Source organism: Pseudomonas simiae (assembly GCF_000934565.1).
GTDB lineage: Bacteria > Pseudomonadota > Gammaproteobacteria > Pseudomonadales > Pseudomonadaceae > Aquipseudomonas > Aquipseudomonas simiae.
This window is the reverse complement of the sequence record NZ_CP010896.1, coordinates 3,221,727-3,247,564: the sequence shown is the minus strand read 5'-3', so window position 1 is coordinate 3,247,564 and position 25,838 is coordinate 3,221,727. Positions and strand designations below refer to the sequence as shown.

The following is a 25,838-nucleotide window of genomic DNA, read 5'->3' as shown; positions in this document are numbered from 1 at the left end:
GCCATGAACTTGAACGAGCCCATCAACGCGCACCGCGTTGGCCAAGCTGTAGGCAACTATCGCTGGACCATCTGCGCGATGCTGTTTTTCGCGACCACCGTCAACTACCTCGATCGCCAGGTGCTCAGCTTGCTGGCGCCTCAGTTGTCGACGCAATTTGGCTGGAGCAACACTGACTACGCGAACATTGCGGCAGTGTTCCAGTTCGTCTACGCGATCTCCATGCTGTTTGCCGGGCGCTTTGTCGACAAGATCGGCACCAAGGCGGCTTATGTGGTGGCAATCGCCATCTGGTCCACGGGCGCCATCATGCATGCGTTCTCGGTGCCCATGGGCGAGGGCATTGCGGCCATCAGTGGTGCGATTGGCCTGGCGGTGATCCCGGTGTCGATTGCCGGTTTCATGTTGTCCCGTGCGGTACTGGCGATTGGCGAAGCGGGCAACTTCCCGATTGCGATCAAGGCGACTGCTGAGTATTTCCCCAAAAAGGAACGCTCGCTGGCCACGGGTATCTTCAACTCCGGTGCCAACGTCGGCGCAATCCTGGCGCCGATCTGCGTGCCGTTGATTGCCGGTCTGTGGGGGTGGGAAGCGGCGTTTATCGTGATCGGCGGCCTGGGCTTCGTGTGGGTTGTGGTGTGGATCGCGCTTTACCAGAAGCCGGAGGAGCAGAAACGCCTGTCGCCCGAAGAACTGGCGTATATCCGCAGTGATCAGACCGTGCAGCCCTTCACCCCAGCGCCGGCCGGCGCCCCGGAAAAGAAAGTCTCCTGGTTCAAGTTGCTCACCTACCGTCAGACCTGGGCGTTTGCCTTCGGCAAGTTCATGACGGACGGCGTGTGGTGGTTTTTCCTGTTCTGGCTGCCCACCTACCTGTCGGCGCAATACGGCATGAAAGGCGCCGATATCGTCATGCCGCTGGCGGTGCTGTACAGCATGACGATGGTCGGCAGCATCGGCGGCGGCTGGTTCCCCAGCTACTTCATGGCGCGCGGTGATGCACCCTACGATGGCCGCATGAAAGCCATGCTGGTGATCGCGCTGTTCCCGCTGGTGGTGTTGCTGGCACAGCCGTTGGGCTACATCAGCTTCTGGGTGCCGGTATTGCTGATCGGCGTGGGCGCCTCGGCGCACCAGGCGTGGTCATGCAACATCTTCACCACCGTGTCGGACATGTTCCCGCAGAAAACCGTCGCCTCGGTGGTCGGTATCGGCGGCATGGCCGGCGGCCTGGGCGGCGTGGTAATGACCAAGATCGGCGGTTGGGTGTTCGACTACTACAAGTCGGTCGGTGACATCCACACCGGCTACATGATCATGTTCGCCATCTGCGCGCTGGCCTACTTGGTGGCCTGGAGTGTGATGAAGACACTGGTGCCGCGTCACAAGGAAATCACTGACCTGTAAGGTCCGATGTCCCGCGCCGCAACGGCGCGGGCCTCTTTCACAACGCACGCGCCCAGGTCTGGCTGACCAGGGATTTGCCGAAGCTGTCCATCGTTTCTTCCTCGACCAATTCGAACCCGGCTTTCTGATAGAGCTTGCGCGCATCGCTGAGGACGTCCACCGTCCACAGCTGCATGCGCTGGTAGCCGACCTGCCGGGCAAAGCGTACGCACTCATCCACCAGCCGTTGGCCGATACCCATGCCCCGCGCGCTGGCATCCACGTAAAGCATGCGCAGCTTGGCCGTGGTGTCGTCGTGGCGGATCACGAACACCGAACCCACCACTTCAGCGTCTTTTTCCGCGATCCAGCAACGCTCGCAGGTGGGATCAAACGCCCTCAGGTATTTGGCGACAGTCTCCGCCACCAGCGCTTCGAACTCCCAGTTCCAACCGTATTCACGGGCATACAACGCGGTTTGTTGCTGCACCACCACGCCCATGTCGCCGGGTTGAGGATCGCGCAGCAGGTAGTTGGGCGCCGTGCCTTGCAGCAGGGCCTGGATGCGTTTCATGGCGTCGGTGAGTTGCCGCTGTTGTGGTTCAGGCAAGTTCTCGAGCAGGGTGATGACTTCGTTCTGGGTCTGCTGTTCCAGGGGCTTCAGCACCGCACGGCCGTGGTCGGTGAGATGCAGTTGCACCGCCCGTGCATCGGTAGCGGAGCGGACTTTCTGGATCAGGCCCTTCTTTTCGAAGCCACTGGTCAATCGGCTCAAGTAGCCCGCGTCGAGGCTGAGCATCTGACACAGGTCCGCGCTGGTGAGATCGCCGCGGGTAGACAATTCGTACATCACGCGGATTTCGGTGAGCGAATAGTCGCTTTGCAGCAGGTGTTCCTGCAGTACGCCGATCTGGTGGGTGTAGAAGCGATTGAAACTGCGCACGATGCCGGCGCGTTCGACAAGCAGGGGAGTGGACATGCTGAAATGCTCGAATAGTTGCCTGAAGCAATTATATTGTTGCTTCAGGCAACCATGTCAAACGGTTTGCTTAGCGGTTACGTGTCACCCGCCAAATGGTATTGGCCAAGTCATCGGCGATGATCAGCGCACCTTTTGGATCCACCGTCACGCCGACCGGGCGCCCACGGGTCTTGCCGTCGTCGCCGCGAAAGCCGGTGGCGAAGTCGATCGGCTCGCCGGACGGTTTGCCGTTGCTGAACGGCACAAAGATCACTTTGTAGCCCACCGGGTTGTCGCGGTTCCAACTGCCGTGTTCACCGACGAATACGCCGTCTGCAAACTGCTCGCCCATTTCCGGGATAGAGAAGTCCACGCCAAGGGCTGCCACGTGGGAGCCCAGGCTGTAATCCGGCTTGATCGCGGCGGCAACCTTGGCCGGGTTCTGTGGCTGGGCACGCGGGTCGACATTCTGGCCCCAGTAGCTGTACGGCCAGCCGTAGAACGCGCCTTCACGCACGGAGGTCAGGTAGTCCGGCACCAGGTCGGGGCCCAGTTCGTCGCGTTCGTTCACAACGGTCCACAGTTGACCGGTGTCAGGCTGCAGGGTCAGCGCTGTCGGGTTGCGCAGGCCCGTTGCATAAGGCTTGTGCGCGCCGGTTGCGGCGTCGATCTGCCAGACCATCGCGCGATCGATCTCCACTTCCATGCCACGTTCGGTGATGTTGCTGTTGGAGCCGATACCCACGTAGAGCTGGCTGCCGTCAGCACTCACCGCCAGGGACTTGGTCCAGTGGTGGTTGATCTGCGCCGGCAGGTCGGTGACCTTGGTGGGTGGGCCAGCGGCCTTGGTCTGGCCGTCGGCGTAGTCGAAACTCACCAGTGCATCCTGGTTGGCCACGTAGAGCTTGCCGTTGGCAAATGCCAGGCCGTATGGCGCGTTGAGGTTTTCGGCGAACACGGTCTTGAGTTCATAGGTGCCGTCGCCATCGGCGTCACGCAGCAACGTCAGGCGGTTGCCGCTCTTGACCTTGGTGTTGCCTTCGGCCTTGATCAGGCTGGCGATCACATCCTTGGGCTTGAGCTTGGCCGCGCCGCCGCCACGGCCTTCGGCAACGAGGATGTCGCCGTTGGGCAGCACCAGGGTCTGGCGCGGGATGGCCAGGTCAGTGGCGATGGCGGTGACGCTGTAGCCTTGCGGCACCTTGGGTTTCTGTTCGCCCCAGGGGGCCGGCTCGGCAATCTTCATGCTGGGTAGCAGGCTGCTTTGCTGTTCCGGCAACTTGGGGTCGGGGCCACGGGCCTGGGTCTTGTCGCCTTCACCACCACATGCGGTCAGCAGCAGCGCAGCGCTTAATAGGGTCAGGGTGCTGGACGTTTTCATTTAACACCTCCCGAGCGCAGGCCGGTCCAGGTGGCCGCCAACGTCAGCAGCAAGACAATCGCCGACAGGATCAGGCCGCCGGGCATCGAGGCGTAGGCGTCCTTGGCGTGTTGGAAGGCATTGACCAGGCCGAGTATCCAGGTGACCAGCAGCAACAGGACATATCGTGTGGGTTGCCCGGCCTTGCGTTCGGCACGGAGCAGGTTGACCAGCGCAAACAAAAACGCAAAGCCTGCGAATACCAGTGCACCGGCAATCAGCCAGGCCGAGAAGTTGGCCCATTGAATCTGGTAGGTCTGGGTGTAAGCAATGTCGCTGAGCAAGGCACCGAGAAACAACGGCACGGTGCCGGCGAGCAAGGTCGCATGCAGCGGCCCGGGTGCGTATCGGTAGGCGGGAAGGGTAGTCATAGGGGGGCGGCTCCTTGTTGTACAACGCCCCTGGACGGGGCAGCGCATAAGAAGTGAACGCAGCGTGTGTGAGAAAGTTCAGCGTGAAACGTTTCGAAATAGTGGGAACCCTCTAGGGCGGCGCCGGCCTAACGCCGTATCATTCCATTCTTTGCTTTCGCCAGGCGACTCCATGACCCACCCCCGCATCGGCTTTGCGTGCCAGTACCGACATCCCGAGCGCCTGCTGTCCGCCAGTGCCCTGAAGTTGATCGAGGGCCCCTTCAATCCGCGCACCACCACGTTGCGCTGGATGGACAGCGTCACGCCGCAAGTGGCCCGCGACAAGCTGGTGGAAGTGGTCACTCACAACCTGGCCGCCCAATTGCGCTTGCTGGCCTATGTCGCCGAACTGCCGCCGACCTTGCGCATGCTGCGCCTGAGCAGCGATTTGCTGCCGTTTTACAGCCACCCAAAAGTCGCCGCCGTGTACACAGACCCGGCCATCGAGCGTCAATTGGAGGAAGGCTTCGCGGCCATTGGCGAGCTGGCGCGTGCGTCGGATATCCGCCTGTCGTTCCACCCCGGGCAGTACTGCGTGCTCGGTTCGGAGAACCCCGGTGTGGTGGAAAACAGCCTGGCCGAGTTTGAATACCACGCCGACATGATCCGCATGATGGGCTACGGCCGGCGCTTCCAGGACCTCAAATGCAACGTGCATATCGCCGGTCGCCTGGGTGTGGAAGGCACCCGTGCGGTGTGGGCGCGGCTGTCGGAAGTGGCGCGCAACTGCATCACCTTCGAGAACGACGAAAAAACCTATGGCCTCGACCATTGCCTGCAAGTTGCCGACCTGGCGCCGGTGGTGCTGGATATCCATCATTGCTGGATCAATGAAAACGAGTACATCGACCCGCACTCGGAACGGGTCGCCCGCGTGATTGAAAGCTGGCGCGGCGTGCGCCCTACCATGCATTACTCTCAGCCCCAGGAAGTCTTGCAGGCGCTCGGTTTCGACGCCGAGCACAAACTGGAAATGGATGCGTTGTTGAAGGTGGTCGCCAAGCGCGACCTGTACGCCCACAGCGCGCAAATGTGGAACCGCTGGACCAACGACTACGCGCTGCAGTTTTTCGATCGCTTCGACATCATGCTGGAGTCCAAGGACAAGAATGTGGCAGCGTGGGCGTTTTATGAGCATTTCAAGCGACGTTCAGTTCAGTGAGGGAGCCTGCAACCATGCCAACCCTGCAGCTATTGTGCGGCAAGATCGCCTCGGGCCAATCAACGTTCGCGTGGGAGGAGGGGGGGATTGAGGTGCTTCGTTCGTGAGTGCAACGCATTTTAACGGCGTCGACGCCGAAGGTTTTGTCCTCACAATCCCAGAAACGCCCGTGCAGAGCGAGTTTCAGTCATTGCTTGAAGATGCCTGCACCGCGCTCTCGCACGAAGAGCTAGGAGTGGAGGGCATCTACCTCTATGGCAGTGTGGCGCGCGGTGATGCCGTCCCTGGTGTTTCCGATCTTGATCTCACGCTGGTGCTGCGCCAGCCGCCGACTTCACAGGTACTGGAACGGTTGGAAGCAATCCGGCGCGACCTGGAGCGCCGGCATTCGCAAGTCACCAAGGTCGATTTCGATATTGGCAGCCGTGGGGAAGTAGTGGCGGCCGAAAACCTGAACAGCTGGGGATTCTGGCTCAAGCACCATTGCCGATGTGTATGGGGGGAGGACCTTGCGCTGCACGTTGAGCGGTTTCGGCCTTCCGTGGAAATTGCCTTGGCCATGAACGGTGACTTCGAAAAGGTTTTGACCGACTACCTCACACGCATCGCAGGCGCCGACAGCGAATTGGAGCGGCTTCGCTGGCAGCGTGAAGCGTCACGCAAGTTGATCAGGGCGACCCATGTATTCCGTTCGCCCGATGCGGCTACGTGGCCGCAGACACTCGAAGAGCACGTTGCGCTGTTCGTCCAGATGCATCCGACGATGATGATTCAGGTGGCGTTCTTCCTGTTTGAAGCCCGCAACCCGAGTGCCGATGGTGAAAAATTCTCAGCCCGACTTCAGGCCTTTCTGAGCTGGATGGTTTCACAGCGAGCGTAGTGCTACGGGTGCTCGCCGGTATAACCAAACCACACGGGTCCTACGACTTGAACCGTCCCACCAGCCCATTCAACTCATCCGAGAGGTTGGACAACCGTCCCGAATCGTCCTGCGCCGAGTTGGCCAGGCTTTCCACCAGGCGGGCCTCGTCGTAGATCTGCTGGATGTGCCGATTGATCTCTTCCGCCACGCTGTGTTGTTCCTCGGCGGCGGCGGAGATTTGCAGGTTCTGGTCGCGGATTTCGTTGACCGACGTCTGGATGCCTTCAAAGCTGTCCCGCGCGCTTTCGATGGACGACACGCTGGCCCGCGACAGGTCCAGGCAACTGCCCATCTTTTGCGTGACTTCCTGGGTCTTGTTTTCCAGGGTGCCGAGCAGTTGTTCGATTTCGCCGGTGGAGTCGGAGGTGCGTTTGGCCAGGGCGCGTACTTCGTCGGCCACCACCGCAAAACCACGGCCCTGATCACCGGCACGGGCGGCCTCGATAGCCGCGTTGAGCGCCAGCAGGTTGGTCTGTTCGGCAATCGCACGGATGGTGCCGAGGATCTGGTTGATGCTGCGGCTGCCGGCTTCCAGTTCGACCATGGCCTGGGATGATTCCGTCAGGCGGCGCCCCAGGCGGTTGACGTTATCGGTGGTGACTTCGATCTGCTGCTTGCCCTCGGCCACGCGACGGTGCCCGTTCTCGGCGGATTCCGCCGCGCCGCTGCAGGACCGTGCGACTTCGTTGGCAGTGGCGACCATCTCGTTGAACGCAGTGGATACAAGCTCGACCGCCTCACGCTGGCGTCCGGCCGCCTCATTCATATTGTGCGCCACCTCACTGTTGACCTTGGAGGCGTTCTGCAAATTGGCCGAGGCCGCGCCGATGTGTTGGATCAGTTGACGGATCGCCGCGAGAAACTTGTTGAACCAGCCCGCGAGTTCGGCGGTTTCATCCTTGCCCTGGACCTGCAGTTCGTGGCGCAAGTCGCCTTCACCCTGGGCAATGGACTGCAAGCCGGTGCTGACCTGCCCGATAGGCTTGACGATGACCTTGGAGAAGGCCGCCGCGATCAGTCCGAAGATCAGCACCAGCACACCGACAATAAGGGCGGTGAGGTAGGTCATGCGTGTGGCTTCGGCCATGACTTCACGGTGTTCGATCAGCCCGATATAACGCCAGCCTAGACCGGGGGACGTCCACACGTTGGCCATGTAGTGCACGCCGTCGATCACCACGTCAGTGGAGCCCTGTGGTGTCTCGGCCAACTGTGCATAGGCCGCGCCCAGGTCCTTGAGCGGCTTGAAATTGTGCGCGGCGTTGCGCGGGTCCACCAGCACCACGCCGTCTTCGACCAGCATCACGTAGCCGCTTTCGCCCAACTTGATGCTCTTGACCAGTTCGGTGAGGTTTTTCAGCGAGACGCTGACCACGAATACGCCCTTGGCCTTGCCGTTTTCCAGCAGGGCGCGCGCGGTGCCCACCAGGGCGACGTCGTCTTTGTCGTAGTAATACGCGGGGGTGCGCACAGTCTTGCCGGGGCTGGCCATGGCTGCTTTGTACCAGGGCCGGGTGCGCGGGTCGTACTTGGCCAGTTGCGGGTCATCCGGCCATTTGGCGTAGGTGCCGTCTTCCAGGCCGATGGACAGGATCGCTGCTGCTGGGTGTGTGGCGCCATAGCGCGCGAAGCGCTCGATCACCGTTTGCGCTTCGGCGGGCATGGGCTGGCTGGCCGCGTCCGCGGGCTGATAGTTCTTCAGTGTGTTGACGGAGGTGTATACAGAATCGGTGGCCATCTGATCGACGTTCTGCAGCGTGCCGTCGAAGAATTGGCGGATGTTGCCATCGATCTGGCGGATTTCCCGGGTGCTGCCGTCGATGAACTGATCCACCGCTTCGGTTCGTGCGTTCATGACTGAAATCACGGCCACCAGGCTTACCGGAATGAAAGCAACCGAGACAAAGGCGAGTACCAGCTTATTTTTTATTTTCATCGAGACGACCATCAGCGTGAAGGGCGGCCAAATCGTCGCGCGCCTGTATCAGGTTTGCGGCGATTTGCTATCACTGCTGTTTCGGCCCGTAGCCGGTAAATCTTTAGGGTTTTTTGTACACAATACAAAGTGCTTATTGTTCTGTATCCAATCAGTACACATCACGCAAATAACGCTTCTGCTCACTCAGCTGACGCCAGTAATCCACGGCACCCTCAACGCCAAGCCCGCCGTGGGTTTGCGCGACGTGGCGCAGGGCCTGGTCGACATCTTTCGCCATATGGCTGGCATCGCCGCAGATGTACAGCTTGGCGCCATCCTGCAACCAGCGCCACAGCTCGGCACCCTGTTCGCGGATGCGGTCCTGCACGTAGACCTTTTGCGCCTGGTCGCGGGAAAACGCCAGGCTCAAATGGCTGAGCAGGCCGTCGCGTTGCATGCCTTGCAGTTCATCCTGGTAGTAGAAATCACTGGCCGCGTGCTGTTCGCCGAAAAACAACCAGTTGCGACCCTGATGACCCAGCGCGCGACGCTCCTGCAAGAACGCACGGAATGGGGCGATTCCTGTACCGGGGCCAATCATGATCATCGGCACGTCGCCGTCAGTGGGTGTGCGGAAGTGTTTGGAGGGCTGCACGAACAGCGGCACTTCGCCGTCGCCGACACGGTCGGCCAGGAAGGTCGAGGACACGCCCTTACGCTTGCCATATCGCACGGCAGCCACGGTGAGGTGCACTTCATGGGGGTGGGCCTTGGCGCTTGATGCGATTGAATACAGGCGCGGTTGCAGGCGTTTGAGCGTGCCCAGCAGCTCATCCGCCGAACACTCGATGGGGTATTCCTGTAGCACATCCGCCAGTTGCCGGCCCCACAGCCAGTCATTCAGTTCGGCCTTATGCTCGGGGTTGAGCAAGTGCTTGAGGCCAGGGTTGGCGCTGCGCTCGGCGATGAAGGCGAGGGTGTCGCTGCTGGGCCGGGCGATTTCGAAGTGCTGAGTGAGGGCCTGTTGCAGGGGCACGTCGCCGAACGTGTCGACGTTCACGCAGGTACTGGCCTTCAAGCGGGTGAGGTCGAGCAGTTCGTTGACCAGTTCGGGGCAGTTGCGTGGCCGTACGCCCAGCGCATCACCGGCTTCATAAGTCAGCCCGGAGTCGGCTAGGTCCAGGGCGAACTGGCGGGTTTCCTTGTGGGCGCTCAGCGGGTTGAGCTGGCGGTTAAGCAGCAGGCGTGAACCATACAGCTTGGTTTTACCCGCGGGTGTGGCGAGTGCGACGGGTTTTGCCGGGGCGAGGGTTTGCTGGAAGCGCACTAGCCAGGCATCGGCCAGCGCTTCAAATTCGGTATCGCAGTCGACGCGTTCCAGCAGGCGGGTGGCGCCCAGTTCCAGCAGGCGTTGGTCGAGTTGTTTGCCGTGGTTGCAGAACTGGTCGTAATTCGGATCGCCCAGGGCCAGCACCGCGAAGCGCAGCGACTCCAGGCGCGTCTCGGCGGTGCTGAGGCTGTGCCAGAAACCTTCACCATTGTCCGGTGGGTCGCCGTCGCCAAAGGTGCTGCTGATCAACGCCAGGGTGTGGGTGCTCGCCAGTTTGCTCGCCGGGAAGTCCGACATCGCGCTCAGTTCCACGCTGATACCCGCGTCGCGCAGGCGCTTGGCAAAACGTTCGGCCAAGGCCTCGGCGTTGCCGGTTTGCGAGGCCCACAACAAGGTGACGGCCGGGGAGGGGGTTGCGAGGGATTCTGTAGGGCTGAACAGTGCGCCGAGCAAGCCGTTCAGCCACAGCCGCGAGGCATCCGCCAATGGCGCATTCGTGGGCATGGCCGGGATGCCGACGGCCTGGCGTGCGGCGTTGGCTTGCAGGCCGCTGAGGAAGCCAGCGAGGTAGGTGCGCTCACTGTCGCTCAGTGGCGGCGCAGACAGGTGGCGGATGCCGGCGATTTCGGCGAAGGCGTCGAGGCGCGACATGGCGGTGTCCTCAGCTACGGGGGAAGGGCGGTCGAGGGACTGCAGGCCGATCAGCTCAACGCGGGCCAGGGCGACGGCGCAGCATTTGAACTCCGGTTGCAAGGAGATCGGGTCGACGGCGTCGTTGGTCACCGCGTTGATCGCCAGGTTGTCGCCGAACACATCGTTCCAATGGAAGGGCGCAAAGCAGTTGCCTGGCTGCACGCGGTCGGTGATCACGGCGGGCAGCACCGCGTGGCCGCGGCGGGAACGTATTTCAACCCGGTCCTTGTCTTTGATGCCCAGGCGGGCGGCGTCTTCGGCGTGCAATTCGACGAAGGGGCCGGGGTTGAGTTTGTTCAGGGTGGCGACCTTGCCGGTCTTGGTCAGGGTGTGCCATTGGTGCTGCACACGGCCGGTATTGAGTACAAAGGGGAACGCCTCATCGGGCAGTTCCGCCGGCGGCATATGGGGTCGGGCGAGGAACTGGGCTTTGCCGTTGTCGGTGGCGAAGGTGACGGGGCCTTTGTCCACGTAGCGGATCGGGTTGCGGTCCGCTGCAGTGTCCGATGCGCAGGGCCATTGCAGCGGCTTCTCACGCAGGCGCGGGTAGCTCGCGCCGCGAATGTCGTAGCCGGTCTTGGGGTTCCAGGCGCGTTTGATTTCCTCAAACACCTCGGACGCCGAGGCGTAAGTGAAGGCCTCGGCAAAACCCATCTCACTGGCGACCCTGGCGATGATCTGCCAGTCGGGCAAGGTTTCGCCGGGGGCGTCGACGGCCTTTTGCATCAATGTCAGGTTGCGCTCGGAGTTGATCATCACCCCTTCGGCCTCGGCCCATAGCGCGCCGGGCAACAGGATATCGGCGTAACGGTTGGTCTCGGTGTCGAGAAAGGCGTCCTGGGTGATCACCAGCTCGGCGGTTTGCAGGCCCTTGATGACGGTTTGCCGATTGGGCACGCTGGCGACCGGGTTGGTGCAGATGATCCAGCAGGCCTTGATCTGCCCGGCGGCCATCTGTTCGAACATCGCCACGGTGCCAGCCCCGGCCTGGCGCGGCAGGCTGTCAGGGGGGATCTGCCACAAGTCCTCGATAAAGGCGCGGTCGGCCTCGACCAGCACCGAACGTTGCCCCGGTAACCCAGGGCCCATGTAGCCCATTTCGCGCCCGCCCATGGCGTTGGGTTGACCGGTGAGGGAAAACGGCCCGCTGCCTGGTCGGCAAATGGCGCCGGTGGCCAGGTGCAGGTTGCACAGGGCGTTGGTGTTCCAGGTGCCGTGGGTACTCTGGTTGAGGCCCATGGTCCAGCAGCTCATCCACTCCGCGGCCTGGCCGATCCAGTCGGCGGCTTGGCGGATATCCGCTTCGGCCAGGCCGGTGATCACGGCGACGTGCTCTGGCGAATAGTCCTCCAGGAACGCGGGCATCGCCTCCCAGCCGTCGGTGAAGGCGGCGATAAAGGCAGGGTCGGTGTGGCCGTTTTTCACCAGCAGGTGCAGCAAGCCATTGAGCAGCGCCAGGTCGGTGCCGGGTTTGATCGGCAGGAACAGGTTGGCCTTGTCCGCCGTGGCATTGCGCCGTGGGTCGACCACGATCAGCTTCGCCCCGGCTTTGACCCGGTCCATCATGCGCAGGAACAGGATGGGGTGACAGTCAGCCATGTTTGCGCCGATCACGAAGAACAGGTCGGCCCGATCGAAATCTTCATAGGACCCTGGCGGGCCGTCGGCGCCGAGGGAGAGTTTGTAGCCACTGCCGGCGCTGGCCATGCACAGCCGAGAGTTGGACTCGATGTGGTGGGTGCGTACGAAGCCCTTGGCCAATTTGTTGATCAGGTACTGGGCTTCCAGCGACATCTGCCCTGACACATAGAATGCCAATGCCTGCGGCCCGTGCGTGTCGAGGATGTGGCGCAGGCGGCGCGCGGTTTCGCTGATGGCTTTGTCTATGCCGATGCGCACCGGGTCATGCTCCCGGGCCTGGCGGACATATGCGTTTTCCATGCGGCCGGAGTCGGCGATGGCTTGCCCGCAGGTGGTGCCCTTGGTGCACAGCCGGCCGAAGTTGGTGGGGTGGGCCGTGTCGCCGATCACCTTGACCACGTTATTGTTTTCTACCTGCATGACGATGCCGCAGCCCACGCCACAATAGGGACACACACTGCGTATGCTCTGATTGGCCATCTAAAACCTGCGTAAACAAAAAAGGCGCCTTGCAACCCTCCGTTGAGAACGGGGATTACACGGCGCCTTTGTCGTGAGAGGGCAGTCAGCGTTGACTGCTCGGTTGGGGTGTTCCTAGCAAGTCACGCGCCAGGTTGTCCAAGGCGCGGTTTGTTGAGGAACGCGGCCTGTCGTGATGAGCGGGCCTGCCCCGCACCGGGCTGCGCAGCAACACTCCTGAGACCGAGGCGCGGGGCAAGTCCGCGCACCCCAGAAAACGGTTCGGCAGAGGATGGGGTGTGCACATTTATGAAGCGGGGCGCACCAGTTGGAGGCGCCGCGGGCGGTGTTTTAGCGTGGGTTGTCGACGCCAGCGGCGTTGCAGCGGGGTATCCGACGGCTTGGCACAGACCCTGCAAGCTCCCCCACAACCCACTTCGGTCAACGACGATCGACACCAGGGGCAATAGCGGAGAATCCGGCGCAGTCGCCTGATCCGAACCCGCATAAGAACAGGCAAAGACGCCTGGAACCGCAAGGTTTCAGGCGTTTTTTTTTGCTTTTTTAAACCGTGATGAGCTTTGTCGGGTGCTTTATATGAACAATCTCAAAACCTTGATCGTCGTCGGCAATGGCATGGTCGGCCACCACTGTGTGGCGCAATTGATCGAGCGCGGCGCACTGGATCACTACCGTTTGCATGTGTTCAGCGAGGAGCCGATGCGCGCCTATGACCGGGTGCATCTGTCCGAATATTTCAGCGGGCGCGACGCCGAGTCGCTGGCCTTGTCCGACGCCTCGTTGTACCAGACGCCGGGTGTAACCCTGCATCTCGGCGTGCCGGTGTTGGAGATTGACCGCGCCCGCTGCGAGGTGATTACCGCTGACGGCTGCGTCGCCTATGACAAACTGGTGCTGGCCACCGGCTCCTATCCGTTCGTGCCACCTATCGACGGCGCCGAAGGTGATTCACGACTGGTGTATCGCACCCTTGAAGACTTGGACGCGATTCGCAAGGCCGCCGCCAATGCGCGGCGTGGCGTGGTGGTGGGCGGAGGCCTGCTGGGGCTGGAAGCTGCCAACGCGCTGAAAAGCCTGGGCCTTGAAGCCCATGTGGTGGAGTTCGCGCCGCGCTTGATGCCGGTGCAACTCGACGACTTTGGCGGCCTGGCGCTCAAGGCGCAGATCGAGCGGTTGGGCGTGGGGGTGCATTTGTCGCGCGCCACCCAATCCATCAGTGCGGGCGAGCACTACCGTTACCGCATGAATTTTGCCAATGACGAGTTCCTCGAAACCGACCTGATCGTGTTCTCCGCGGGCATCCGCGCCCAGGACGCGTTGGCGCGGCAAGCGGGCCTGGACATCGGCCCGCGCGGCGGCGTGGTAATCAATGATGAGTGCCTGAGTTGCGACCCGAACATCTACGCAATTGGTGAGTGCGCCTCTTGGAACGGCAGCCTGTTCGGCCTGGTCGCACCGGGCTACCAGATGGCCCGAGGCGTCGCTGCACTGCTCTGCGAGCAGACCGCCGAGCCGTTTGTGGGCGCCGACATGTCGACCAAACTCAAGTTGCTCGGCGTGGACGTGGGCTCTATCGGCGACGCCCATGCCCACACCCCCGGCGCCCGCAGCTATCAGTTCATCGACGAAGCCAGCGCCAGCTATCGACGCCTGGTGGTGGATGCCTCGGGCAAGCAGGTGATCGGCGCCGTATTGGTGGGCGACAACAGCTACTACGACACCCTGCTGCAATACATGCAGAACGGCATCGCACTGCCATCCGAACCGGCCAGCCTGATCCTGCCATCCTCCGTCGGCGCGCCGACCCTGGGCCCTGGCGCGTTGCCGGAATCGGCCACCGTGTGCTCTTGCCATAACGTGACCAAAGGCGCGATCTGCTCGGCCATCGACAGCGGCTGCAGCGACCTCGGCCTGCTCAAATCCCAGACAAAAGCCTGCACCGGTTGCGGTGGCTGCGCCGGGTTGCTCAAGCAAGTGTTCGAGCATGAGCTGATTGCGCGTGGGGTCAGCGTCGACAAGAGCCTGTGCGAACATTTCGCCTATACCCGGCAGGAGTTGTACGCCCTGGTGCGCGTGGAAGGCATCATTACCTTCGACGAACTGCTGGCCAAACACGGCCGTGGCCATACCGGTTGCGACGTGTGCAAACCGGCGGTGGGTTCGATCCTGGCCTCGTGCTGGAACCAGCCGATCATGGATGCGTCCCTGGTGCCGTTGCAGGATACCAACGACACGTTCATGGCCAACATGCAGAAGAACGGCACCTACTCGGTGGTGCCGCGTATTCCGGGCGGCGAGATCACCGCGGATAAACTCATTGTGATCGGCGAAGTGGCGAAGAAATACGACCTCTATACCAAGATCACCGGCGGCCAGCGTATCGACCTGTTTGGGGCGCAACTGCACGAACTGCCGGATATCTGGAGCGAACTGATCGCCGCCGGGTTTGAAACCGGGCATGCCTACGGCAAATCCACGCGCACGGTGAAGTCCTGCGTGGGCAGCACCTGGTGCCGCTACGGCGTGCAGGACAGTGTGAAAATGGCGCTGCAGATCGAAGACCGCTACAAGGGCCTGCGCTCGCCGCACAAACTCAAGTTCGCGGTGTCCGGCTGTACCCGCGAGTGCGCGGAGGCCCAGAGCAAGGACGTCGGCGTAATCGCCACCGAGAAGGGCTGGAACCTCTACATCGCCGGCAACGGTGGCATGCGCCCGCGTCATGCGGAACTGTTCGCCACCGACCTGGACGACGCCACGCTGATCCAATACATCGACCGTTTCCTGATGTTTTACATCCGCACCGCCGACAAGCTGCAACGCACCTCGGTATGGCGCGAAAGCCTGGAAGGCGGCCTGGATTTCCTCAAGGATGTGATCCTGCACGACAGCCTGGGCCTGGGTGCCGAGCTGGAAGCGCAGATGCAACAAGTCGTCGACCGTTACGAATGCGAGTGGGCCAACGCCCTCGCAGACCCGGAAAAACTCAAGCGCTTCCGCACCTTCGTCAACGACAAACGCCCCGACCCGGACATCCACTTCGTCCAGGAACGCGGTCAGCGTCGGCCGATCATGGCGGCCGAACTCAACCTGATTCCCGTCACCGAGGAGATTGCCTGATGAGTCAGCTCAATACCCAACGCAACCTGGCCACCTGGAAACGTGTGTGCAGCGAGTCCGACCTGGTGAGCAATTCCGGCGTGGTGGTGTGGTTGGACGGCGCGCAAGTGGCGCTGTTCTACCTGCCGGGCGCGCAGGACCAGACCTTGTACGCGATTGACAACCATGACCCGGAATCCGGTGCCAATGTTATCGGACGTGGCTTGATCGGCAGTATCAAGGGCGACCTGGTGGTGGCGGCGCCGATCTATAAGCAGCATTACCGCTTGGAAGATGGGCAATGCCTGGAGGCACCGGACCAGCGCCTGCGGGTGTGGCCGGTGCGGTTGAACGGTGGGGGGGTGGAACTGGCACTGGATTGACGCAGTGTGGCGAGCGGGCTTGCCCCGCTTGCCACAGGAAACGTAGATGGCCCTAGGCGATGCCCTCCGTCGCACGCACTGAATCGGCCTTGATGTCCTCTGCAAACTTGCGCATCAACCGCACCAGGTTGTCGAAATCACCTTCCTCCCAAGTGGAGAAGATCGACACACCGATCCTCTCCCGCGCGTCATCGACACGGTCAGTCATGGCCTTGCCTTTATCGGTAATCACCGACTCTCGCACGCGGCGATCAATTGCGCTTGCCTGGCGCAACACCAGGCCCAAGCTTTCCAGCTTGGTCACCTGCCGGCTCACCGTGGTGTAGTCGCGGCCTACGCGGTCGGCCAGTTCGACCACACCAATCGGACCCAGCCGCTCTACCAGCACCAGCAATGGAAACAGGGCGCGGTCCAGGGAAATCCCAGCTTCGCGGACCATCGCCTCGTCGCGTTGCGGGCGGTTCATCACCCCCACGATCTCAACTAATGAGCCATGCAGGTCACGCAGTTGGGCAGATATATGTGCGTTTTGCACATTTTTTATTGACACAGTGTTGGCCTCTCTTAATATGTGCGTATTGCACATATAGGTGATCCAGTATGAAAACGCAATTCGCTGTCGATGTACTGATTTGCGGTGCCGGTGCCGCTGGCCTGACCTTGGCGATCGACCTGGCGAGAAGGGGCATCACCTTTCGCTTGATCGAAAAGAACCAGCAGCCTTTCCCCGGCTCCCGTGGCAAGGGCATCCAGCCCAGGTCTCAGGAAGTCTTCGAAGACCTGGGGCTTCTCGATCGTTTGATGGCCGTGGGTGGAGTCTATCCGACTGACCGGCGCTACCGCGACGATGGCAGCTACCGCGACGTCGAATTCACCCAAACCAACGCCCCGACACCCGCTGAGCCCTACCAGCAACCGTTGATGGTGCCGCAGTTTTTGACCGAACAGGTGATGCGCGAACGTTTGCTTGAACTGGGCCACCAGCCTGAGTTTGGTTGTGAGCTGGTGGGGTTCGAACAGGATGCCGAGGGCGTCACCGCGCGACTGCTCGGCAAGGCCGGCGAAGAAAGCGTTCGTGCACGTTGGCTGGTGGGTGCCGATGGCGGTCGCAGCTTTGTCCGGCACGCCCTGGATATCGGCTTCCCCGGCAAGACCCTTGGTGTACGTGCCCTGGTGGCAGATGTGGTACTCAGCGGCCTCACACGTGATGCCTGGCACCGCTTCGGAGAGGGTGATGGGCAGCGCCAGATTGCGATATGTCCGCTGGCCGGCACCGACCTGTTTCAGATCCAGGCGCCGATCCCGGCGGATGTCGACATCGACTTCAGCGCCGAAGGGCTCACGCACCTGCTCGCCCAGCGCACCGGCCGCGGCGGTCTCCAGGTACACAGCGTGACCTGGTCGTCGGCCTACACCATGAACGCACGCTTGGCTGATCAATACCGCCAGGGCCGGGTGCTGCTGGTGGGGGACGCCGCCCATATCCATCCGCCCACCGGTGGCCAGGGCCTCAATACCAGTGTGCAGGACGCCTACAACCTCGGCTGGAAGCTGGCTGCGGTGGTGCAGGGAGCGCCTGATGGTTTGCTCGACACCTACGAACAGGAGCGCCGGCCGGTCGCCGCCTCGGTGCTCGGTTTGTCCACCCAACTGCTCGGCGAGATGAACATCGGCGAGCTGCGGCGGGGCAGGGAAGTGCACCAACTGGACATCGGCTACCCCACGTCCTCGCTGGCGTTGCAGCACCCCGTGCGCAACGGCGTTGCCGCCGGCGACCGAGCGCCGGACGCGCCGGTCCGGGGTGCCGCTGGGCAGGCATTGCGGTTGTTCAACCTTTTTCAGGGACCCCACTGGACACTGCTGGGCTACGGCGTGGCGGGTGGCTTAGTCAAGGCGCGGCCTGGTGTGCAGATTCATACGGTTGGGGCCGGCGGCGAGCTGATCGACGACCAGGGGCACTTTCAACGCATCTATGGGCTGGCGATTGGCGAGTGGGTGCTGGTGCGTCCTGATGGGTATGTTGGGGCGGTGGTTTCTTCAGCGCATGTCGATACGCTGGAAGACTATCTTCAGCGGGTCCAATGCTGACGCATTCGGTGCACCGAATGCATGACGGCTCCACTCAGCAATGAGCCAGTATTTCGTCGGTCTCTACAACCCCGGCATAGTCCATCGCCAGGTTGCTCAGCGACAACGCATGCACGTCTTCAGCAGGCCAAAGGCGCCCGGATAAATCGACTTGATCGAAGGTGTAGCAGGCGTCTGAAACCACCGTCACCGCAAAGCCCAGGTTGCCGCCTGAGCGTGCCGTGGACTCGACCGAGTTGTTGGTGATCACGCCGGCGATCACCAATTGCCGGATCCCACGCACGTGCAGCCAACGCTCCAACCCTGTCGCGGTGAACGCATCCGGAACGTTCTTCTCCACCACATGCTCCAGGGCAAGCGGTTGCAGCGCGGGCTGGAACTCGCACCCCGGCTGGCCCGGCCAAAACACCGAGTCGGGCGAGCGGGACATGTGCCGGATGTGCACGACCGGGCGGTTGGATTGCCGCCACGCCTTTAGCAGGCGTTGCATCTGCACTTCAGCATCCGCGTTGTTGCGTCGCCCCAGCTTCGGTTCGTTCATGCCTTGCTGCATGTCGATGATCAGCAGTGCGGCGTTGGTGGCTAACGGTTGCATGGCACCTCCCTTTGCGTGAGGCTCGAAACATATCAGCCTGCGTGTGCTTCCAGACAGCGAATTTTTCGAAGCCTGAAAGGTGGCGGATTACTGAATGAAAAAATAAATCCGTTACCTGTATTCGCTACCGTTGTTGTCCAGAGTACGAAGCAGGAATACTTCAATGATCCGCAAGGCATTACCCTCTGATGCAAAGACCATTGCCCAGGTGCATATCAGCAGTTGGCAAGCCGCGTATCGTGACCTGATGCCTGCTCAATACCTGAGTTCGCTGGAAGCCACCCTGGCTCAGCGTGAATCCTTCTGGATGCGCGCGTTAGAATCGGATGAGTCCAACGTGTGGGTCGCGCAGGTGGATAAGCAAGTCGTCGGCTGGATCTCTGTGGGCGCCAGCCGTGACGAAGATGCGGCTGGGGCAAACACCGGCGAAGTCATGGCCATCTACGTGTTAGCCCGGTATTGGCAAACGGGCGCCGGGCTGGCCTTGTGGAAGGCCGGCCTGCAGACATTGAGGGAGTGTGGGTTTCAGGGGGTGACGCTTTGGGTCTTGAGCCTTAATGAAAGAGCGATCCGGTTTTATCGCAGGGCAGGCTGTGTCGCGGATGCCGGCAGTGAGCGCAACCTGATAAGGGGCGGCGTGACACTGGAGGAAGTCAGGTATCGGCTGGCTTTTCCTGCACAACAAGGAGACGTCCATGACGGACCATGAATTTGAAGCATTTTTGGCGCAAGTGATGGATGAGCTGTCACTGAAACAGACGGAGTTGAGCCGGGTTTACGGGCTGGGCGAAATGGCCCGTTGGTGGTTCGAACAATCCACGGGGGTACTCCAGTTCTTCGACAGCCACGACAGGCTGGCCGTCGTGGCAGACGTCGTAAGCATCGGCAGCTACTCGGGTAAATTCAGCACCTGGAAATGGGCCTGGAGCAACCCTAGCGTCGACCCTGCATTGCGCGAGGCCGCGCTGCCACTCAAGCAGCTTCAAGCCATCACGGGGTTTGACCTGTTTGGCGACGACCAGGCCTTTGCCATTCAGGATGAAAGCATGGCCTGGGAACTGACCGCCGCAGCGGTTCATCACCTCCAGGCGCAAGGGTGCTATCGGGGGCCGTCCGGTCCCGATGGGCCGACGACCTTCCTGGCGATCACGTCGATACGGACGGTTCAATGACCCAAGATACTGCGTGGGGTGGCTGAACGTTAAAACAGACCTACCTTATCCCTGCGAGATCGTGATAAATCGAACTCCCGTTTTCAACGCAAAACATCTCAAGGACGCCCATGAAATACGATGATGCAAGCTGGCACCATGGCGGAGACTTTCCAGCAGGCCAACCACCGGAACATGGCGGCACACACATAGCGCTGTTCTTAAGATGGTGTTTTATTAAAGGCTGGGCTGGCGACTTTCACGCCGAGGAAGAGCCTGAAGCCGTCGCCCACGTGGTCAGCGGCGAACTCTCCGCCACCGAGTTTCTCTTTAGGTATTGCGATGGCAAATTTACCGAGGAGGACTTGAACGACGCTGGAAATGAGATTGCGCAACAGTATTACGGGAGCAATGGCCTTTACCTTCAAGACTACGCCGACCACTTTGGCAACTTGATGTATGTGGCCCCGGAATCCGCGCACGATTTTGAAGCGTTTTCCGCGATTCTGGATGCGCGGGTTAAGAGTGGCGTGCTGATTAAAGCAGAGGCGTAACCGTGCTTCTAGACGAAAGCAATCGTTGATCGACTCTGCGCCGCACATCCTTCATTACCTGTATGGCACACAGAAGTGTCCGCTTCGGGTCTAAAGCGGTCAGTCTTGACCGGCTGCTTTCGACCCAAAGCAGTCATCTGAACCGCATTGATCGACAGAAATGTCCACCGCCAATCCTAAAATCGTGAAGGTGGCTTATTTCCGGTCTTGATATTCGAAAAGACCTCATCTGGATCTGCCTGACACCAATATCTGAACAGAAGGCGAGGTTCGGTATTTCCGAAATATTGATCAACGGTGCTTTCGGGCGGCACGGTCAATTTAGGTGCTGGCCATTGCTGCGCTAAAACACCTATTGGTTTGTCAGACGACCAAATAATCCAAGTAGCCTTGCCTCCATTGATACCCGGTAAGTAGCCGGCTTCTTGTATCACTTCGATTAAGGCGCGCAGCGTTGCTGATGGATCGAGTGTGATCGACGTCGCATGGCTTCCCAGATCATCTCCTGCATGAACGCTATCTCGATCAATGGCAACTTCCAACGTGACTACTCCTTTTTTACCGCTGTGCTGTCACTAGATTGTCCAGCGTAGAGACATCAACGGCTACCTGTCCACAGTCTGCTTTTGGCCAAAAGCAGACGCTCAAAAATGGCAGGTATTGCACAATTGTGGTCAGACCATAAGGCCGCTAGGAAAATGGCCCCCGCTGTTGCTACAGGAATCGGACCATTACCTGCGTCCTGCTGCTAATTGGGGGCCATTTCTCGCAGCAACGCGGCTTGCGATGAAACGGCAACAGACCCTAGAGCTGAAAGCGCGAGATGTTCTCTCGCAATGTCACGCTGGTGCGTGCCAGTCCTTCGCTTTCCTGCTGAGCGCTGCGGAAGGCTGCAGCGGATTGCTCGGCGCTTTCGCTGACGGTCACGATGCCCCGGCTGATCTGCTCGGCAACGGTACTCTGCTGCTCGGCGGCAGCGGCGATTTGGTGGTTCATGCCGTTGATCCGCTCGATCATGGTTACGATCGTGCTTACCGCGTCACCGGCCTCGGAAACGCCGGACACCGACTGCGCACTGGAGCTCTTGCAGCGTTGCATATGCTGCGAGGTCTCGTCGGCAATTTTCTGCAGACTGGCGATCAGCCCCTCGATCTCTGAGGTGGCCTTCTGGGTACGCTGTGCCAGGCTGCGCACCTCGTCGGCTACCACCGCGAAGCCGCGTCCGGCCTCGCCAGCACGGGCAGCTTCGATGGCTGCATTGAGGGCCAGCAGGTTGGTCTGGTCGGCCACCGACTTGATCACTTCAAGCACGCCGCCGATATTGCCGGTTTCATTCTTCAGCCGGCCCATGGCCATGTTGGACTGTTCGATTGTCTCGGCCAGCTCGCCGATCATGTTGACGGCATCTTTGGCCTTCTGCTGGCTGTACAGGGCCGCGCTATCGGCCTCGCTGGCGGCACTGGCGGCGGATTCGGCGTTGCGCGCGACATCCTGCACGGTGGCGGCCATTTGGTGAACGGCGGTGACGATCTGCTCGACCTCGCACTGTGCCATGGCCACGCTTTCGGCGTTTCTCAGGCTCGATTGGCTAAGCTCCTGGCTGGATTCGGCCACGGTCTGTGAGGACAGGTTTATGCCCTTGGTCATGTCCCGCAGGTTCTCCTGCATGCTCAGCAGGGCGGCCATGATGCTGGCTTGTGGTGGCTCAATCGTGCGTTCGCTAGCGCGCAAATCGCCGTTGGCAACCCGTTGGGCGAGCTGGTTGAGTTCACTCGGTTCGGCACCCAGCGCGCGCAGCAGGTTGCGGCTGATGACGTAGCCCAGTACCGCTGCTAGTAAGACGGCCAGCGCAGTAATGGCGAGCAGAAGGTTGCGTTGTGACAGATAGTGTTCGTCATTTTCGCTGACCTGCAGGTCTGCTCTCTGGTTGGTGTAGCGCAGGTATTCGCCAATTGCCTGTGTCAGCTCGGCCAGTAATGGTGTGCACTGCTCGCTGACCATGCGCAGGGCCTCATCGTTTTCACCCTTGAACAGGTGTTCGGCAATGGTGTGCGCTACCGGTTCGTAGCGGCTCTCGACCTGCTCGATGGTTGAGAACAGTTCACGTGCTTTGGGCGACACATCACCATGGTTATCAGTTGCCTGGCGTAGCGCGGCGAGGCTGCTGGCCACCAATTGTTCGTTGGCGGCAATCGCGCCTCGCTGCTGTCCTCTCGCGGTGACATTGCTGTTTAAGGCGATGTTACGCAGGGCAATCGCACGCTGGGCGGCGGCGTCGTTCAGTGTGTTGGCCAGGCGGGTACGTGCATCAACGCCATTAACGTAGAGAAAAAAGTCCTTATTACTGTTAGCCAGGGCGTACAGCGAGATAGCGGCGATCAGCAACATAAACGCGAGCAGGCTGGCATAGCCGGCATAGAGACTGGTCCGTGTAGAGAGCCGGGGAGTGTGCGTTGGCATGATGTACCTGCGTAGTGGGAGGAGCAATTTAGGGACACCTGCAAGGGTATGTATTCGCCCTTGGTCCGCATCCTGCGCAGGCATTCTTTTGTTCGACGGCAACGAGTCGCGGCGTTATTTCCTAGTCGGTGGAATCTTGTACAAGAATTTGTTCTTGTACAACTCTTGTACAACTATATCGGAGCGATGTCGTCATGACATCACCCAATCCCGATGAACGGTCAGTAACCTCCGGTTTCTGGCAAGCGCCAGGAATAGAGGCCCGGCTATCGGGCTGACTACTGTTTGGCGGCGATACAGCCCAAGGCCCTCTTTGGGCCGATAGAATCCTGCGAGCGCTGTAAAAATGCGTAGTGCTATTTCTGTACAGGTATTTTGTAGGGGGGTGAGCCAGGGCACGCTAATTGTGAGCATGCTTTTCGCTAGGGGCTGTTGCCGTTTCATCGCAAGCCGCGTTGCTGCGAGAAATGGCTCCCGGTTATGGGGGGCAGGTTTGCCCGGAGTGCGGCGAGGGGGTTATGCAAATGGCGAGCGATGGCGTTGACTGCCCCACTTGCGGGACATTCATGCCGGCTGGCCGAGCATGAGAGGGACTAGCGGATTGATCGACATGAACGTCTGATTGGCCGATTTTGCCAACTTATCAGCCGCCGTTTATCTCCGACGTTAATGTCTGCTTTTGGCCGAAAACGGCCCATAGCGACATGCTCAAACCACAGTGGGCCGCAGCGCGTGCGCCAGATCAATCAATGCGCGTAATCGCGGCGGTACGAAGCGATGGCCCGAGTAGTAAAGCCTCAAACCGCCGAACGACGGGCACCACGGTACCAGCACTGGCACCAGGGCGCCGCTGGCCAGTTCTTCCTGTATGAACCACTCGGAAATGAAACCGATGCCAAGGCCCAACACCACGGCCTGTTTGATAGCCAGCATCTCGTTGAAAATGAAGCGCACCGGCAGATTCATCTGCAACTTTTCACCGTTTCGCTCCAGTTCCCATTGGTAGAGGCCGCCGTGGGCCATGCGCATGCCAATGCTCTGGTGGCTGAGCAGGTCTTGCGGATGCTCGGGCACACCCTGGCGTTCGAGATACTCGGGCGTTGCCACCACAAGCATTCGAATGTCATCTGACAGTTTTACGGCAATCATGTCTTGTGGCACCGACTCTGCCAGGCGAATCCCCGCGTCGAAACCTCCGGCGACGATGTCGACCATGCCTGATTCGCTGACGATGTCGATGCGCACGTCGGGATAGCGCTGAGCGTACTGCTTGAACAGCGGCTCCAGCAGCAGATAGGCCCCGCCATGCGGTGCATTGATACGCAGTGTGCCGCTGGGCTTGTCGGGGCCGACGCTGGCCTCTTCGCCGGCACTTTTGATCTGTGCCAACGCCGGGGCGATGCGTTCCACATAGCGTTGCCCGATGTCGGTGAGGGCAACGCTGCGCGTGGAGCGATTGAACAGGCGCACCTTCAGGCGCGCTTCCAGGCCGGCCACCGCACTGCTCACGGCGGTGGTGGACATGCCCAACTCTTGTGCTGCGCCACGAAAGCTGCTGCGGCGAGCAACGGCCAGAACCACTTCCAGTTCGGTCATTCCTGTTCTGTGCATGGATTGTCCTGAAATTGCGGATGCTTCATAAGTCAAAGGATAGCTTATCGGAACAATGATCCCTTCTTAAACTTCCTTCACAGAGGCTCGGTTCAGGCGAGTCATTTTGAGTGAGGAGTTGCCATGCAACGCATTGAACACATCTACATCAACGGTGAGTTCGTCATTCCAAACGGTCAGGAATGGTTCGACCTTCATAACCCGAGCACCGAGGAAGTCATCGGTCAGGTTCGGCTGGGCGATGCGCTGGACGCACAGCGTGCCATCGCCGCCGCCAAGGCTGCGTTCCCGGCGTGGGCGCTTACCAGCCGGGAGGAGCGCATTGAGGCACTGCGACGCATGCACCGGGCCGTGGCGGCAAAGGAGGAAGAACTGCTGGAAGCCATCCTGGTGGAATATGGCGCACCTATGGCCCGCGGGCGCTCGATGGCGACTTATGCGGCTGACGTGATCGCGCAAGCAATCAATGTACTGGAAGCGTTCGAATTCGAGGAGCAGGTCGGCATGGCCAGGGTCATTCTGACGCCCCTGGGCGTTACCGGTCTGATCACACCCTGGAATAGCAATGCGGGTTTTATCTGCAACAAGCTGGCCACCGCGCTGGCGGCAGGCTGCACCGCCGTCATCAAGCCCAGCGAGATGAGCGCGTTGCAGACGCAGGTCGTGGTCAGGGCGTTGCACGAAGCGGGGCTGCCACCGGGTGTATTCAATATCGTCAACGGACGAGGCAATGTGGTCGGCGAGGAAATCGCCCGTCACCCCGACGTTGCCAAAATCTCGTTCACGGGGTCGTCCGCTATCGGCCAACATCTGGTCAAAACCGGTGCTGACACCATCAAGCGCGTGACGCTGGAACTCGGCGGCAAGTCGCCCACCGTGGTGCTTGACGATGCGGATTTCCAGGCAGTCATGCCGCTGGTGTTGCAGGCCGGATTTCTCAACAGTGGCCAGGCTTGCATCGCGGGCACTCGCATCCTCGTGCCGCGCAGCCGGCTGGCAGAGTTCGAGCGGATTGCCAAGGAGGGTGTCTCACAGATTCAATCGGGCGATCCGCGCAACGCCGACACCGACATCGGCCCCATGGTGAGCCAGAAACAGTGGGAACGGGTGCAGCGCTACATCCGTATCGGCCAGGAAGAAGGCGCGAGGTTACTGTCGGGTGGCGAAGGGCGCCCGGAAGGCTTGCACGCCGGATGGTTCGTGAAGCCCACGATTTTCACTGAGGCCAACAACCGGATGCGCATCGCGCGTGAGGAAATCTTCGGCCCCGTGCTGACAATCATCCCCTACGAGGATGACGCTGATGCGATCAGTATTGCCAACGATACGGACTATGGGCTGAGCGCCCTGGTGCTGGGAAAAAGTCCCGAGCGTTGTATGAACCTCGCCCTTCAGATCGATTCGGGACGCGTGCTCATCAACACCCTGGCCCACGAACCGCGCGCCCCCTTCGGTGGATTCAAGCAATCAGGCCTTGGGCGCGAAATGGGCAGGTGGGGGATGAGCGCGTATCTGGAGCCGAAGACATTGGTCACCTATGACCCGTTGAAATGACCAGGTCGGGTTCCAGTCCG

20 protein-coding genes and 1 pseudogene are annotated in these 25,838 nt (G+C 60.8%); 10 read left to right on the top strand and 11 right to left on the bottom strand.

Features of this window, described 5'->3' with window-relative positions; translation table 11 throughout:
• Positions 1-3 precede the first annotated feature (3 nt).
• Positions 4-1,407, top strand: a complete 1,404-nt coding sequence (locus tag PF1751_RS14500) for an MFS transporter (RefSeq protein WP_010210132.1) — start codon at positions 4-6, stop codon at positions 1,405-1,407.
• A gap of 37 nt (positions 1,408-1,444) precedes the next feature.
• Here PF1751_RS14500 and PF1751_RS14495 read toward each other — a convergent pair whose 3' ends face one another.
• From PF1751_RS14495 to PF1751_RS14485, 3 genes are all read right to left on the bottom strand, one after another.
• Positions 1,445-2,365: a bifunctional helix-turn-helix transcriptional regulator/GNAT family N-acetyltransferase gene (locus tag PF1751_RS14495; RefSeq protein ID WP_010210133.1), complete on the bottom strand. Its 921-nt coding sequence runs from the start codon at positions 2,363-2,365 to the stop codon at positions 1,445-1,447.
• A gap of 70 nt (positions 2,366-2,435) precedes the next feature.
• Positions 2,436-3,728 carry a PQQ-dependent sugar dehydrogenase gene (locus tag PF1751_RS14490; protein WP_044287269.1) on the bottom strand — a complete coding sequence of 431 codons (1,293 nt, stop codon included), beginning with the start codon at positions 3,726-3,728 and terminating at the stop codon, positions 2,436-2,438.
• Positions 3,725-4,138 carry a DUF2231 domain-containing protein gene (locus tag PF1751_RS14485; protein ID WP_044287268.1) on the bottom strand — a complete coding sequence of 138 codons (414 nt, stop codon included), beginning with the start codon at positions 4,136-4,138 and terminating at the stop codon, positions 3,725-3,727. Before PF1751_RS14485 ends, PF1751_RS14490 begins: the two co-directional genes overlap by 4 nt.
• Positions 4,139-4,310: 172 nt before the next feature.
• On the opposite strand from PF1751_RS14485, the gene PF1751_RS14480 reads away from it, so the two are divergent.
• Both PF1751_RS14480 and PF1751_RS14475 read left to right on the top strand, forming a co-directional pair.
• Entirely contained in the window at positions 4,311-5,342 is a 1,032-nt protein-coding gene (locus PF1751_RS14480; protein ID WP_042572270.1) for a UV damage endonuclease UvsE, read from the top strand.
• Positions 5,343-5,445: 103 nt separating this feature from the next.
• Positions 5,446-6,222, top strand: coding sequence for a nucleotidyltransferase domain-containing protein (locus tag PF1751_RS14475; protein WP_044287267.1), 777 nt, complete (start codon positions 5,446-5,448; stop codon positions 6,220-6,222).
• Positions 6,223-6,262: 40 nt separating this feature from the next.
• Here the strand turns inward: PF1751_RS14475 and PF1751_RS29895 are convergent, their stop codons facing one another.
• The 3 genes and pseudogenes from PF1751_RS29895 to PF1751_RS14465 form a co-directional block, all read right to left on the bottom strand.
• The gene (locus PF1751_RS29895; protein ID WP_371857077.1) at positions 6,263-7,030 is read right to left on the bottom strand and encodes a methyl-accepting chemotaxis protein; all 768 of its coding nucleotides are present in this window, start codon (positions 7,028-7,030) and stop codon (positions 6,263-6,265) included.
• A gap of 87 nt (positions 7,031-7,117) precedes the next feature.
• Positions 7,118-8,119: pseudogene (locus tag PF1751_RS29890) on the bottom strand (cache domain-containing protein); the annotation flags it as partial.
• 232 nt (positions 8,120-8,351) lie between these two features.
• Positions 8,352-12,326 carry a bifunctional nitrate reductase/sulfite reductase flavoprotein subunit alpha gene (locus PF1751_RS14465; protein ID WP_044287266.1) on the bottom strand — a complete coding sequence of 1,325 codons (3,975 nt, stop codon included), beginning with the start codon at positions 12,324-12,326 and terminating at the stop codon, positions 8,352-8,354.
• Positions 12,327-12,902: 576 nt separating this feature from the next.
• Here PF1751_RS14465 and nirB point away from each other — a divergent pair.
• Both nirB and nirD read left to right on the top strand, forming a co-directional pair.
• Complete coding sequence (nirB, locus tag PF1751_RS14460) at positions 12,903-15,443, top strand: nitrite reductase large subunit NirB (RefSeq protein ID WP_042572274.1); 2,541 nt, start codon at positions 12,903-12,905, stop codon at positions 15,441-15,443.
• The gene (gene nirD / locus PF1751_RS14455; protein WP_010210145.1) at positions 15,443-15,805 is read left to right on the top strand and encodes a nitrite reductase small subunit NirD; all 363 of its coding nucleotides are present in this window, start codon (positions 15,443-15,445) and stop codon (positions 15,803-15,805) included. The genes nirB and nirD overlap by 1 nt, the downstream gene beginning before the upstream one ends.
• Before the next feature lie 52 nt (positions 15,806-15,857).
• Here nirD and PF1751_RS14450 read toward each other — a convergent pair whose 3' ends face one another.
• On the bottom strand, positions 15,858-16,271 hold the full coding sequence (locus PF1751_RS14450) for a MarR family winged helix-turn-helix transcriptional regulator (protein ID WP_021493010.1): 414 nt from the start codon (positions 16,269-16,271) through the stop codon (positions 15,858-15,860).
• 134 nt (positions 16,272-16,405) lie between these two features.
• On the opposite strand from PF1751_RS14450, the gene PF1751_RS14445 reads away from it, so the two are divergent.
• Positions 16,406-17,893: an FAD-dependent oxidoreductase gene (locus PF1751_RS14445; RefSeq protein WP_044287265.1), complete on the top strand. Its 1,488-nt coding sequence runs from the start codon at positions 16,406-16,408 to the stop codon at positions 17,891-17,893.
• 34 nt (positions 17,894-17,927) lie between these two features.
• Here the strand turns inward: PF1751_RS14445 and PF1751_RS14440 are convergent, their stop codons facing one another.
• Positions 17,928-18,488 (bottom strand): cysteine hydrolase family protein, encoded by a 561-nt coding sequence (locus tag PF1751_RS14440; RefSeq protein ID WP_010210149.1) that lies wholly within the window; start codon positions 18,486-18,488, stop codon positions 17,928-17,930.
• Positions 18,489-18,651: 163 nt separating this feature from the next.
• Between PF1751_RS14440 and PF1751_RS14435 the strand changes: the two genes are divergently transcribed.
• From PF1751_RS14435 to PF1751_RS14425, 3 genes are all read left to right on the top strand, one after another.
• Positions 18,652-19,197, top strand: a complete 546-nt coding sequence (locus PF1751_RS14435) for a GNAT family N-acetyltransferase (RefSeq protein ID WP_021493012.1) — start codon at positions 18,652-18,654, stop codon at positions 19,195-19,197.
• Positions 19,184-19,660, top strand: a complete 477-nt coding sequence (locus PF1751_RS14430; protein ID WP_021493013.1) for a DUF6882 domain-containing protein — start codon at positions 19,184-19,186, stop codon at positions 19,658-19,660. Before PF1751_RS14435 ends, PF1751_RS14430 begins: the two co-directional genes overlap by 14 nt.
• 110 nt (positions 19,661-19,770) lie before the next feature.
• Positions 19,771-20,193 (top strand): DUF7832 domain-containing protein, encoded by a 423-nt coding sequence (locus tag PF1751_RS14425; protein WP_044287264.1) that lies wholly within the window; start codon positions 19,771-19,773, stop codon positions 20,191-20,193.
• A gap of 176 nt (positions 20,194-20,369) precedes the next feature.
• On the opposite strand, the gene PF1751_RS28435 is transcribed toward PF1751_RS14425, so the two are convergent.
• From PF1751_RS28435 to PF1751_RS14415, 3 genes are all read right to left on the bottom strand, one after another.
• Positions 20,370-20,735 carry a hypothetical protein gene (locus tag PF1751_RS28435; RefSeq protein ID WP_080923210.1) on the bottom strand — a complete coding sequence of 122 codons (366 nt, stop codon included), beginning with the start codon at positions 20,733-20,735 and terminating at the stop codon, positions 20,370-20,372.
• 262 nt (positions 20,736-20,997) lie between these two features.
• On the bottom strand, positions 20,998-22,653 hold the full coding sequence (locus tag PF1751_RS14420) for a methyl-accepting chemotaxis protein (protein ID WP_044287263.1): 1,656 nt from the start codon (positions 22,651-22,653) through the stop codon (positions 20,998-21,000).
• A 708-nt stretch (positions 22,654-23,361) separates the two neighbouring features.
• A complete protein-coding gene (locus tag PF1751_RS14415; RefSeq protein WP_044287262.1) occupies positions 23,362-24,264 on the bottom strand; it encodes a LysR family transcriptional regulator in 903 nt (300 codons plus the stop codon).
• 123 nt (positions 24,265-24,387) lie between these two features.
• On the opposite strand from PF1751_RS14415, the gene PF1751_RS14410 reads away from it, so the two are divergent.
• Positions 24,388-25,818: an aldehyde dehydrogenase family protein gene (locus PF1751_RS14410; RefSeq protein ID WP_044287261.1), complete on the top strand. Its 1,431-nt coding sequence runs from the start codon at positions 24,388-24,390 to the stop codon at positions 25,816-25,818.
• Positions 25,819-25,838: the final 20 nt, after the last annotated feature.